The organism is Bacillus sp. FSL R9-9492 (assembly GCF_038007365.1).
Lineage (GTDB): Bacteria > Bacillota > Bacilli > Bacillales > Bacillaceae_G > Bacillus_A > Bacillus_A mycoides.
The window spans coordinates 3,887,490-3,900,935 of record NZ_JBBOXC010000001.1 but is presented as its reverse complement, the minus strand read 5'-3'; the positions used below and the strand labels follow the sequence as shown (position 1 = coordinate 3,900,935).

10 protein-coding genes are annotated in these 13,446 nt (G+C 37.8%); all 10 read left to right on the top strand.

The window, feature by feature from the left end; all coding sequences use genetic code 11:
* Position 1 precedes the first annotated feature (1 nt).
* The 10 genes from rpsB (at position 2) to MKY70_RS19680 (ending at position 13,391) form a co-directional block, all read left to right on the top strand.
* On the top strand, positions 2 to 703 hold the full coding sequence (rpsB, locus tag MKY70_RS19725) for a 30S ribosomal protein S2 (RefSeq protein WP_002088178.1): 702 nt from the start codon (positions 2 to 4) through the stop codon (positions 701 to 703).
* A gap of 103 nt (positions 704 to 806) precedes the next feature.
* On the top strand, positions 807 to 1,694 hold the full coding sequence (gene tsf, locus MKY70_RS19720; protein ID WP_002088177.1) for a translation elongation factor Ts: 888 nt from the start codon (positions 807 to 809) through the stop codon (positions 1,692 to 1,694).
* A gap of 66 nt (positions 1,695 to 1,760) precedes the next feature.
* Positions 1,761 to 2,483, top strand: a complete 723-nt coding sequence (gene pyrH / locus MKY70_RS19715; protein WP_002014544.1) for a UMP kinase — start codon at positions 1,761 to 1,763, stop codon at positions 2,481 to 2,483.
* A 3-nt stretch (positions 2,484 to 2,486) separates the two neighbouring features.
* The gene (frr, locus tag MKY70_RS19710; RefSeq protein WP_000531506.1) at positions 2,487 to 3,044 is read left to right on the top strand and encodes a ribosome recycling factor; all 558 of its coding nucleotides are present in this window, start codon (positions 2,487 to 2,489) and stop codon (positions 3,042 to 3,044) included.
* Between the two features lie 85 nt (positions 3,045 to 3,129).
* Positions 3,130 to 3,906, top strand: coding sequence for an isoprenyl transferase (locus tag MKY70_RS19705; RefSeq protein WP_002014545.1), 777 nt, complete (start codon positions 3,130 to 3,132; stop codon positions 3,904 to 3,906).
* A gap of 17 nt (positions 3,907 to 3,923) precedes the next feature.
* A complete protein-coding gene (gene cdsA / locus MKY70_RS19700; protein ID WP_002088171.1) occupies positions 3,924 to 4,715 on the top strand; it encodes a phosphatidate cytidylyltransferase in 792 nt (263 codons plus the stop codon).
* A gap of 23 nt (positions 4,716 to 4,738) precedes the next feature.
* On the top strand, positions 4,739 to 5,881 hold the full coding sequence (dxr, locus tag MKY70_RS19695; RefSeq protein ID WP_002014547.1) for a 1-deoxy-D-xylulose-5-phosphate reductoisomerase: 1,143 nt from the start codon (positions 4,739 to 4,741) through the stop codon (positions 5,879 to 5,881).
* Positions 5,882 to 5,898: 17 nt separating this feature from the next.
* Entirely contained in the window at positions 5,899 to 7,155 is a 1,257-nt protein-coding gene (gene rseP / locus MKY70_RS19690) for an RIP metalloprotease RseP (protein WP_002088169.1), read from the top strand.
* 109 nt (positions 7,156 to 7,264) lie between these two features.
* A complete protein-coding gene (locus MKY70_RS19685; protein WP_341025578.1) occupies positions 7,265 to 8,965 on the top strand; it encodes a proline--tRNA ligase in 1,701 nt (566 codons plus the stop codon).
* 124 nt (positions 8,966 to 9,089) lie between these two features.
* A complete protein-coding gene (locus tag MKY70_RS19680) occupies positions 9,090 to 13,391 on the top strand; it encodes a PolC-type DNA polymerase III (protein ID WP_341074554.1) in 4,302 nt (1,433 codons plus the stop codon).
* Positions 13,392 to 13,446 lie beyond the last annotated feature (55 nt).

The following is a 13,446-nucleotide window of genomic DNA, read 5'->3' as shown; positions in this document are numbered from 1 at the left end:
TATGTCAGTAATTTCTATGAAACAATTGCTTGAAGCTGGTGTTCATTTCGGACATCAAACTCGTCGTTGGAACCCAAAAATGAAGCGTTACATCTTCACAGAGCGTAACGGTATCTACATCATCGACTTACAAAAAACTGTGAAAAAAGTTGAGGAAGCTTATAGAACGATGCGTGACATCGCTGCTGAAGGTGGAGACATTTTATTCGTAGGTACTAAAAAACAAGCACAAGAAGCTATTAAAGAAGAAGCAACTCGTGCTGGTATGTACTTCGTTAACCAACGTTGGTTAGGTGGAACTTTAACAAACTTCCAAACAATCCAAAAGCGTATCAAGCGTCTTAAAGATATCGAAAGAATGCAAGAAGATGGTACTTTCGAAGTACTTCCTAAGAAAGAAGTTGTTCAACTTAAAAAAGAGTTAGAGCGTCTTGAGAAATTCTTAGGCGGTATTAAAGATATGAAAGGTCTTCCAAGTGCATTATTCATAGTAGACCCTCGTAAAGAGCGTATTGCAGTTGCTGAAGCACGCAAATTACACATTCCAATCATCGGTATCGTTGATACAAACTGTGATCCGGACGAAATCGATCACGTTATTCCAGCAAACGATGATGCAATTCGTGCTGTAAAACTTCTTACATCTAAAATGGCAGACGCGATCCTTGAAACAAAACAAGGTGAAGAAACTGTTACTGCGTAACAAATTTGGAAAGGTGATAAGGGGTTCGGCCTTTTATCACCTTTTTTAAGGTATAAACACCTTTATAAAAGGTATAAATACATATTTTAGGAGGATGAAAAATATGGCAATCACTGCACAAATGGTAAAAGAACTTCGCGAAAAAACTGGCGCAGGTATGATGGACTGCAAAAAAGCTTTAACAGAAACTAACGGCGACATGGAGAAAGCAATTGACTTCTTACGTGAAAAAGGTATTGCGAAAGCTGCTAAAAAAGCAGACCGCATCGCTGCTGAAGGTTTAACTTTCATCGAAACAAACGGTAACGAAGGTTTAATCTTAGAATTAAACTCTGAGACTGATTTCGTTGCGAAAAACGAAGGTTTCCAAGCGTTAATTAAAGAATTAGCTGCTCACTTATTAGCTAACAAACCTGCTAACGTTGAAGAAGCTATGGCTCAAACAATCGAAGGCGGCAAAACAGTAGAAGAGCACATCAACGAAGCAATCGCTAAAATTGGTGAAAAACTTACACTTCGTCGTTTCGAAATCGTATCAAAAACTGATGCTGATGCATTCGGCGCTTACCTACACATGGGTGGACGTATTGGTGTATTAACAGTTCTTGAAGGTTCTACTGACGAAGCAGCTGCTAAAGATGTAGCAATGCACATCGCAGCAGTTAACCCTAAATACATCGACCGCGATGCTGTAACAGCTGAAGAAGTTGAGCATGAGCGTCAAGTATTAACACAACAAGCTTTAAACGAAGGCAAGCCTGAAAAAATCGTTGCGAAAATGGTAGAAGGCCGTCTTGGCAAATTCTTTGAAGAGATTTGCTTACTTGACCAAACATTCGTTAAGAATCCTGACATGAAAGTTCGTCAATTCGTTGAGTCTAAAGGCGGAACATTAAAAGGATTCGTTCGCTACGCTGTTGGTGAAGGTATCGAAAAACGCGAAGACAACTTTGCTGAAGAAGTAATGAACCAAGTAAAAGGTAACAACTAATACAGATTAGGGAACACATTGTGTTCCCTTTTTTAAAATAAAGATGTAAGCAATTGGAGGTTCATTATGAGTAAACCGAAATATAATCGTGTCGTTTTAAAGCTGAGCGGAGAAGCTTTAGCTGGCGAGCAAGGATTTGGAATTAACCCAGCTGTTATTAAGTCAGTTGCGGAACAAGTGAAAGAAATTGCAGAACTTGATGTAGAGGTTGCTGTTGTTGTTGGTGGCGGTAACATTTGGCGTGGGAAAATTGGAAGTGAAATGGGCATGGATCGTGCAGGAGCAGATTACATGGGCATGTTAGCAACAGTTATGAATTCATTAGCTCTTCAAGATAGCTTAGAGAATATTGGAATTCAAACTCGCGTACAAACTTCAATTGAGATGCGTCAAGTGGCAGAGCCTTACATTCGTCGTAAAGCAATTCGTCACTTAGAGAAAAAACGTGTTGTTATCTTTGCTGCAGGTACAGGTAACCCATACTTCTCTACAGATACAACAGCAGCATTACGTGCAGCTGAAATCGAAGCGGACGTTATTTTAATGGCGAAAAATAATGTGGATGGCGTATATAGTGCAGATCCATCTATTGACCCAACAGCTACGAAATACGAAACACTTACTTACTTAGATGTATTAAAAGCAGGTTTAGGTGTAATGGATTCTACAGCTTCTTCTTTATGTATGGATAATGATATTTCATTAATTGTATTCTCGGTTATGGAAAAAGGTAACATTAAACGTGCCGTTTTAGGCGAAAATATTGGAACAGTTGTAAGGGGGAAATAAATTATGGGACAACAAGTATTGAAGTCTTCAAATGAAAAAATGGAAAAAGCAGTTGCTGCTTATTCTCGTGAATTAGCAACAGTTCGCGCTGGTCGTGCAAGCTCGTCTGTATTAGATAAGGTACAAGTTGATTACTATGGTGCACCAACACCAGTTGTGCAATTAGCGAACATTACAGTTCCAGAAGCACGTTTGCTTGTAATTCAACCTTATGATAAAACTTCTATCGGTGATATTGAAAAAGCAATTTTAAAAGCAGATTTAGGCTTAAACCCTTCTAATGATGGAACTGTAATTCGTATTGCATTCCCTGCATTAACAGAAGAGCGTCGTCGCGATCTTGTAAAAGTTGTGAAGAAATATGCTGAGGAAGCAAAAGTTGCTGTTCGTAACGTACGTCGTGACAGTAATGATGACCTTAAGAAGCTTGAAAAAGCTGGCGACATTACAGAAGATGATTTAAGAGGATATACTGAAGATATCCAAAAAGAAACAGATAAATATATTGCAAAAGTTGACGAAATCGCAAAAAACAAAGAAAAAGAAATTATGGAAGTGTAATAGCGATAATTTCGCAAATATGACCCTCTTCTTAAGGGGGTCTTTTTACACTTTTAGGCATACGTCTGCTTGTTGGAGGGTATGAATGATGTTTAAAAAGTTTCCTTTTTTTAAAAGTAAAAAGGTCACATCGTTTGATCATCTCATTGAAAAAGTGAAAAAAGGATATATCCCAGAACATATTGCTATTATTATGGATGGTAATGGAAGATGGGCAAAGAGAAGAGCCATGCCTCGCATTGCTGGTCATCATGAAGGTATGCAAGTTGTGAAGAAAATCACAAAATTTGCAAGTAAGCTTGATGTGAAAGTATTAACTCTTTATGCTTTTTCGACTGAGAACTGGAAAAGACCGAAAAAAGAAGTTGATTATTTGATGAAGCTTCCAGAAGAATTTTTAGGTGCATTTTTACCAGAGTTGATTGAAGAAAACGTACAAGTCCGAGTAATAGGGCAAAAAGATCGTCTTCCTACGCATACGCGCAGAGCGATGGAAAAAGCCATGGAAGATACGAAAGAGAATACGGGATTAATTCTTAATTTCGCGTTAAACTATGGAAGTCGAGATGAAATCGTTTCTGCTGTGCAACATATGATGAAAGATAGTGAGGAAGGAAAAATTCGTTCGGAAGAAATAAGTGAAGAAAAGATTTCTTCTTACTTAATGACGAGTTCTTTACCTGATCCAGAGTTGTTAATCCGTACAAGCGGAGAGCTACGTATTAGTAATTTCATGTTATGGCAAATTGCTTATTCGGAATTTTGGTTTACAGATGTGTATTGGCCAGATTTTACCGAGGAACATTTGCTAAATGCGATTACAGACTTTCAACATAGAGGGCGCAGATTCGGAGGCGTGTAGAAAGAGAGGGTTTGGTAGTGAAACAGAGAATTATTACTGGAGTGATTGCTGCCGCGCTATTCATTCCCATCGTAATTTACGGTGGCGTGCCTTTTACAGTTTTAGTGTATGCACTTGCTTCTATAGGTTTATATGAATTAATTCGTATGAACAAGCTTACGCTTATTTCGGTACCAACAGTTTTAGCTGCAGTATTATTGTGGATTATTTTAATTCCGAGTAGTGCATCAGAACTGTTTACGTGGATTGGGTTAGGTAAATTAGAAATCACATTTGTGATTGTTTTATTACTTTTATCATATACAGTCCTTTCTAAGAATACATTTACTTTTGACAATGCTTCATTTTTACTTATGGCAACGACATATGTTGGAATGGGATTCTTATATTTAAATGAAACGAGAATATTAGGAATCAAATATGTGTTCTGTGCACTATTTGTCATATGGGCAACTGATTCAGGTGCATATTTCATAGGGAAAGCATTTGGAAAAAGAAAATTATGGCCAGAAATTAGTCCGAATAAAACGATTGAAGGTTCATTAGGCGGTATTGTTTGTGGAATTGTTGTTGCACTTGTTTACAATATGTTCTTCCCAGTTGAAGCGAATGTAGGAGTTTTAATCGTTCTGACGATTATCATTTCTATTTTTGGACAAATTGGTGATTTAGTGCAATCTGCATTTAAACGCCATTATGGTGTAAAGGATTCAGGTACAATTTTACCTGGACATGGTGGTATTTTAGATCGAACAGATAGTTGGTTATTTGTGTTACCAATTCTATACTTCTTATTACAATACAATTAATAAATGAACGAGGGGTTGGAGTCATGAAAAACATTAGTTTACTAGGTGCAAGCGGATCAATCGGTACACAAACATTAGATGTGTTACGCTCGCACCCAGACCAATTCCGTCTCGTTGCTTTTTCTGTAGGGAAAAATGTTGATTATGCAGTAAAGGTAATTCAAGAATTTTCCCCGCAAATTGTCTCTGTGCAAAGAGAGGAAGATGTTTTAAAATTACAAGCTGTTTCTGGTAATACAAAAGTAGTATATGGTAGCGAAGGCTTATTAGAAGTAGCGCTGCACCCAGATACAGAAATTGTAGTGAATGCTGTTGTAGGTAGCGTAGGGTTGTTACCGACACTCCGCGCAATTGAGGCGAAAAAAACAATTGGAATTGCAAATAAAGAAACGTTAGTAACTGCAGGGCATCTTGTAATGGAAGCAGCACGAAAACATAATGTATCGTTACTTCCAGTAGACAGTGAACATTCAGCGATTTTTCAATGCTTGAATGGTGAAAATGAAAAAAGAATCTCTCGCTTAATTATAACTGCTTCAGGCGGAAGTTTTCGTGATAAAACGAGAGATGAATTGCATCAAGTGACCGTAGAAGATGCACTTCGTCATCCAAACTGGTCAATGGGTTCGAAAATTACAATTGATTCTGCTACAATGATGAATAAGGGGCTAGAAGTAATTGAAGCACACTGGCTTTTTGGTATCCCTTATGAGCAAATCGATGTTGTTCTACATAAAGAAAGTATTATTCATTCTATGGTTGAATTTGAAGATCGTAGTGTAATGGCACAGCTTGGCTCACCTGATATGCGAGTACCGATTCAATACGCGCTTACATATCCTGATAGATTGCCTCTTTCAGACACGAAACAGTTAAATTTATGGGAAATGGGAACATTGCATTTTGAGAAAATGAATCAAGAGCGTTTCCGTTGTCTACGTTTTGCGTATGAAGCTGGAAAGACAGGTGGAAGTATGCCGGCTGTAATGAACGCGGCAAATGAAGTAGCTGTTGAAGCTTTTTTACAAAAGAGAATTGGTTTCTTAACAGTGGAAGACCTCATTGAAAAAGCAATGCACCATCACACTGTCATTGCACGTCCGAGCTTAGAGGAAATTCAGGAAATTGACGCAGCCACAAGACGGTTTGTGATGGAACAAATTTAGCAAAGGTGGTTATGGAATTGAATACAGCGATTGCCTTTATATTAATTTTCGGTGCACTCGTATTTTTCCATGAGCTAGGGCATCTATATTTCGCAAAAAGAGCAGGTATTTTGTGCCGCGAGTTTGCGATTGGTTTTGGTCCGAAAATATTCTCATTTGAAAAGAATGAAACGGTGTATACGATTCGATTACTGCCCCTTGGTGGCTATGTAAGAATGGCTGGCGAGGATGCGGACACAGTTGAGTTAAAACCTGGAAAAAAGGTTGGACTTGTATTAAATGAAAAAGACGAAGTTGTGAAATTAGTTTTTGACGGACATGAAAAATATCCAAATGTTCGTGTCATTGAAGTCGAACAAGCTGATTTAGAGCATAATCTTACAATTTTGGGTTATGAAGAGTACGAGGAAGAGCTGCAAACATTCCGAGTAAATGAAAAAGCTCGTATCATTTCTGCGGGAGAAGAAATTCAAATCGCTCCGTACAATAGACAATTTGGCTCTAAAAAATTGGGCCAACGTGCTCTAACAATTTTTGCAGGTCCTGCAATGAACTTTATTCTAGCATTTGTTATTTTTGTGATTCTTGGATTTGTACAAGGAGTTCCTGTTGACAAACCAATGGTCGGAAAAGTAATGGAGAATAGTGCTGCAGAACAAGCTGGATTAAAAGAAAACGATACAATTCAAGCAATCAATGGGAAGAACACTAGTACATGGAAAGATGTTGTAACGATTGTACGTGAAAACCCAAATAAAGAAATTACGTTACATGTAAAGCGTGATAGTGAGCAATTTAATGTGAAAGTAACACCAACGCTTGATAAAGAAGGAAAAGACGAAGTTGGTAGAATTGGTGTTTATTCTCCTGTAGAGAAAACAGTGATGGGTTCTATTAAATCAGGGTTTGAACAAACATACGAATGGACGAAACTAATTTTTGATTCTCTTGTGAAATTAGTAACGGGTCAATTTTCTATTAATGAGTTGTCAGGTCCAGTAGGAATTTATAATCTAACAGATCAAGTTGTAGATTATGGATTTACGCGTGTACTAAGTTTAGCGGCAGTTTTAAGTATTAACCTTGGTTTATTTAATTTATTACCAGTCCCAGCTTTAGACGGTGGACGTTTGTTCTTCTTCTTAATTGAAGCATTACGAGGAAAACCAATTGATCGTCAAAAAGAAGGAATGGTTCACTTTATTGGGTTTGCATTATTAATGTTGCTTATGTTAGTTGTAACATGGAATGACATCCGTAAGTTTTTCTTGTAAAATAAGAAGAAGTTTATAATGAAATAGAGCTCATAGAATAAAATCCCTCACCTAACTCGAGGTGAGGGATTTTATTGCGTGTAAGAGTAAAATGAAGAGGTGCGAATAAATGAAACAAAGTATGGTATTCAGTCCTACATTACGTGAAGTTCCAGCAGATGCTGAAATTAAGAGTCATCAATTATTACTTCGCGCAGGGTTTATGCGTCAAAATGCTTCTGGTATTTATAGTTTTCTACCATTTGGTTTAAAAGTGTTACACAAAGTAGAACGTATTGTTCGTGAAGAAATGGAGCGCGCAGGGGCAGTAGAACTATTAATGCCAGCTATGCAAGCTTCTGAATTATGGCAAGAATCAGGTCGTTGGTATTCTTACGGATCAGAATTAATGCGTATGAAAGATCGTAATGCTCGCGAGTTTGCGCTAGGGGCAACTCATGAGGAAGTAATTACAGATCTTGTACGTGATGAAATTAAATCATACAAAAAACTACCATTAACATTATATCAAATTCAAACAAAATTCCGTGATGAGCAAAGACCACGTTTCGGTTTATTACGCGGAAGAGAATTTTTAATGAAAGATGCGTATTCTTTCCATGCAACACAAGAAAGTTTGGATGAAGTATATAGCGGTTTATACAAAGCGTATTCTAATATCTTTGCTCGTTGTGGTTTGAATTTCCGTGCAGTTATCGCTGATTCTGGAGCAATGGGTGGAAAAGATACACACGAATTTATGGTGTTATCTGATGTAGGTGAAGATACAATTGCGTATTCTGATACATCTGATTATGCGGCAAATATTGAAATGGCTCCTGTTGTTGCTACGTATACGAAGAGTGATGAAGCCGAAAAAGCACTTGAAAAAGTAGCAACTCCAGATCAAAAAGCTATTGAAGAAGTATCTGCATTCTTAAATATCGCAGCGGAAAAATGCATTAAATCTATGGTGTTTAAAGTAGATGCGAAATTAGTAGTAGTACTTGTTCGTGGCGATCATGAAGTCAATGATGTAAAAGTGAAGAATGTATACGGAGCTTCAGTCGTTGAGCTTGCTTCACATGAAGAAATAAAAGAGTTATTAAACTGTGAAGTGGGTTCTTTAGGACCGATTGGTGTTACAGGGGATATCGAAATTATCGCTGACCATGCTGTAGCATCAATTGTCAACGGATGTTCAGGAGCGAACGAAGAAGGGTTCCATTATGTAAATGTAAATCCAGAACGTGACTTTAAAGTAAATCAATATACGGATTTACGCTTCATCCAAGAAGGAGACCAATCTCCAGATGGAAATGGAACAATTCTTTTCGCACGTGGAATTGAAGTTGGTCATGTATTCAAATTAGGAACTCGTTATAGTGAAGCAATGAACGCAACGTTCTTAGATGAAAACGGAAAAACAAAACCACTTATTATGGGTTGTTACGGTATCGGTGTATCTCGTACAGTGGCAGCAATCGCAGAGCAGTTTAATGATGAGAACGGTTTAGTTTGGCCAAAAGCTGTTGCACCGTTCCATGTGCATGTAATTCCAGTAAATATGAAATCTGATGCACAACGTGAAATGGGTGAAAATATCTACAACTCATTACAAGAACAAGGGTACGAAGTATTACTAGATGATCGTGCAGAACGTGCAGGTGTTAAATTTGCAGATGCAGATTTATTCGGCCTTCCAGTTCGCGTGACAGTTGGTAAAAAAGCAGACGAAGGTATTGTAGAAGTGAAAGTACGTGCTACAGGCGAGTCTGAAGAAGTGAAAGTAGAAGAACTTCAAACATATATTGCTAATATTTTAAAATAAGAAGAGGTACCTCGTAATGAGGTACCTTCTCTTTCTTTGTAAACGTATTTTGTAAAAGAAGAAGGAAGAAATCTTTCTTTGTAGTACGTTTCAATTTATAATAGCAAATGGAAGGAGAGTGCTTATGTCATTAACAAATGAACAACAAGAGCGATTTCAAATTTTGCTCCAACAGTTGCAAATACCAGAAGACCTTATAAATCAATATTTAGATGGCGGTGGTATTGAAAAGCTAGTTATTGATAAAGCGAATAAAAGTTGGCATTTTGACTTACAAGTGCCACGTATTTTGCCGACAGAATTATATGAGTTGCTAGAAACAAAGCTTAAGCAATCATTTTCTCATATTGCAAGAACAACATTTGCATTAGAAGCAGAGAATAAACAATTTACAGAAGAAGAAGTGAAGGCATATTGGCCGCTTTGTACAGAACGAATTACATTTTCACCTATGTTCGCGTACTTAAAGAAGCAACTTCCGCAGGTCAATGGCGTGAAGTTGCTATTAAATGTGAATAATGAGCTGGAATCTACTACTTTAAAGAAAAACGTTGCGAAACCAGTAGGTGATCAATACGAAGCTTTTGGATTCCCGCGTTTTCAGTTAGACACACATATAAAGCAAAATGCAGAAGAAATGCAAAAGTTTCGTGAGCAAACACAGGAAGAAGATCGTCAACGAGTTATACAGGCTATGGAAGAGATGGCTAAAAGGCAAGCTGAAGAAAGTGATGTTGTTCATGAAGGACCAGTTGTGCTTGGTTATCTTATTAAGCCAGATGAAGAGATTACGCCGCTGCGTGAAATTCAAGATGAAGAAAGAAGAAAAACCGTTCAAGGGTATGTTTTCCATGTAGAGACGAAAGAACTTCGTAGTGGACGTACATTATTAACTTTAAAGATAACTGACTATACGGACTCTATTATGATTAAGATGTTCTCACGTGATAAAGAAGATATCCCGATGTTACAATCCTTGAAAAAAGGAACTTGGGTAAAAGCGCGTGGTTCAGTTCAAAATGATACATTCGTGCGTGATTTAGTTATGATCGCAAATGATATAAATGAAATAACGGGACCTTCTCGTAAAGATAAAGCAAAAGAAGGGGAAAAAAGAGTAGAACTTCATCTTCATACTCCAATGAGTCAAATGGATGCTGTTACTTCTGTTTCTAAGCTCGTTGCCCAAGCCGGAAAATGGGGGCATGAGGCTATTGCAGTTACAGACCATGCTGTTGCACAGTCGTTCCCAGAAGCATATTCTGCTGGTAAAAAGGCTGGAGTTAAAGTTCTATATGGTGTAGAAGCAAATTTAGTTAATGATGGTGTGCCGATAGCATATAACGAAGCACATCGTCTACTTGCAGAAGAAACATATGTTGTCTTTGACGTTGAGACAACAGGGTTATCTGCTGTATATGATACAGTCATTGAGTTAGCTGCTGTAAAGGTAAAAGGTGGAGAAATTATTGATCGCTTTGAATCTTTCGCAAATCCCCATCAACCATTATCGGCGACGATTATTGAATTAACAGGTATTACAGATGATATGTTAACTGATGCACCAGAAGTGGACGAAGTGTTTAAAAAGTTTGAGGAATGGATGGGTGACCATACACTTGTTGCTCATAACGCAAGCTTCGATATGGGCTTTATTAACGTAGGTTTTAAAAAGGCTGGGATAGAAAAAACGAAAAATCCAGTTATTGATACGTTAGAACTTGCACGGTTCTTATTCCCAGAAATGAAAAATCATCGATTAAATACGATGTGTAAAAAGCTTGATATTGAATTAACGCAACATCACCGTGCGATTTATGATACAGAAGCAACGGGATATTTACTTGTGAAGATGTTAAAAGATGTGATTGAAAAGGGATTTGAATATCACGATCAACTAAACGATAGTATGGGACAAGGGGATGCGTATAAACGTGGGCGTCCAAGTCATATGACGTTACTTGCCACATCAGATGTTGGGTTGAAAAACTTATACAAACTTGTTTCATATTCTCACCTGAATTACTTTTATCGTGTACCACGTGTACCACGATCACTATTAAAAAAATATCGCGAAGGCATTTTAGTAGGAACAGCTTGTGACAAAGGTGAAGTATTTGAAGCTATGATGCAAAAAGCGCCTGAAGAAGTAGAAGAAATTGCACAGTTTTACGATTACATTGAGGTTATGCCTCCAGAAGTGTTACGTCATTTAGTGGAACGTGAACTCGTTCGAGATGAAGGACAGTTAAAAACAATAATTTCTAACTTAGTAAAACTAGGTGAGACGTTAGATAAGCCAGTTGTTGCTACTGGGAATGTGCATTATTTAGATCCAGAGGACGCGATATACCGGAAAATTTTAGTCAGTTCGCAAGGAGGAGCTAATCCGTTAAATCGCCATTCATTACCGCCTGTACATTTCCGTACAACAAATGAAATGCTAGATTGTTTTTCATTCTTAGGTGAAGACAAAGCAAAAGAAATTGTTGTGACAAATACACACAAGATCGCATCATTAATTGGTGATGTTCGTCCAGTAAAAGATGATTTATACACACCGAAAATTGAAGGTGCTGATGATGAAACACGTGATATGAGCTATATAATGGCAAGAAGTATCTATGGAGATGAACTACCGGAAATTGTAGAAGCTCGTTTGGAAAAAGAATTGAAAAGTATTATTGGACATGGATTCGCCGTTATTTATTTAATTTCACATAAGCTTGTGAAAAAATCGTTAGTGGACGGTTATCTAGTAGGTTCGCGTGGATCGGTAGGTTCATCATTTGTTGCAACGATGATGGAAATTACAGAAGTAAACCCATTACCACCGCACTATGTATGTCCAAAGTGTAAACAATCAGAGTTCTTTAATGACGGTTCTGTAGGTTCTGGTTTTGATTTACCAGATAAAGAATGCCCAACATGTAATGTTCCATATGTGAAAGATGGCCATGACATTCCTTTCGAAACGTTCCTTGGATTTAAAGGGGATAAGGTACCGGATATCGATTTGAATTTCTCCGGAGAATACCAACCACGCGCCCATAACTATACGAAATTACTGTTCGGTGAAGATTATGTATACCGCGCAGGAACAATTGGTACGGTTGCGGAAAAAACCGCTTATGGGTATGTGAAAGGCTATGCTAATGATCATAACTTAACAATTCGAAATGCAGAGATTGATCGCTTAGTTGCGGGATGTACAGGTGTAAAGCGTACGACCGGACAGCATCCAGGTGGTATTATCGTTGTACCAGATTACATGGATATTTTTGACTTTTCACCAATTCAGTTTCCGGCTGATTCAATAGGTGCTGAGTGGAGAACAACGCACTTTGACTTCCACTCGATTCATGATAATTTATTGAAACTTGATATATTAGGACACGATGATCCGACTGTTATTCGTATGCTTCAAGATTTAAGTGGTATTGACCCGAAAACAATCCCAACGGATGATCCAGAAGTAATGAAAATTTTCTCTGGTCCAGAGTCTTTAGGGGTAACGGAAGAACAAATTAACTGTAAAACAGGTACACTTGGTATACCGGAGTTTGGTACGAAATTCGTAAGACAAATGTTAGAAGAAACGAAACCAACGACGTTTTCAGAGCTTGTTCAAATTTCTGGACTGTCCCATGGTACAGATGTATGGTTAGGTAATGCGAATGAATTAATTTATAACGGTACGTGTACACTGAGTGAAGTTATCGGTTGTCGTGATGACATCATGGTATATTTAATTTATCAAGGCTTGGATCCATCATTAGCCTTCAAAATCATGGAGTCGGTGCGTAAAGGTAAAGGTGTACCTGAAGAATGGGAAGAGGAAATGAGAAATAACAATGTACCAGGTTGGTATATTGATTCATGTAAGAAGATTAAGTACATGTTCCCTAAAGCCCATGCGGCTGCTTACGTACTTATGGCTGTACGTATTGCATACTTTAAAGTACATTTCGCACTTTTATTCTATGCGGCATATTTTACAGTTCGTGCAGATGACTTTGATGTAGAGGCGATGGCGAAAGGTTCAGCATCTATACGTGTAAAAATTGATGAAATTGCACAAAAAGGATTGGATGCAGCACCGAAAGAGAAGAGTTTATTAACGGTACTAGAAATGACACTTGAAATGTGTGAGCGTGGTTATTCATTCCAAAAGGTTGATTTATACCGCTCGCATGCAACCGAATTTATAATTGATGGGGATACTTTAATTCCTCCATTTAATGCAGTTCCTGGTCTTGGTACAAACGCAGCTTTCAGTATTGTTGAAGCTCGTAAAAATGGTGATTTCTTATCAAAAGAAGACTTACAGCAGCGCAGTAAGGTTTCTAAAACGATTATTGAGTATTTAGATGGTCAAGGCTGTCTAGGAGATTTACCGGATCAAAACCAATTGTCACTGTTCTAATAGGTAGGAAAAATCTTTGCAAATCAACATTTGCTATGGTATACTATAAACCGAG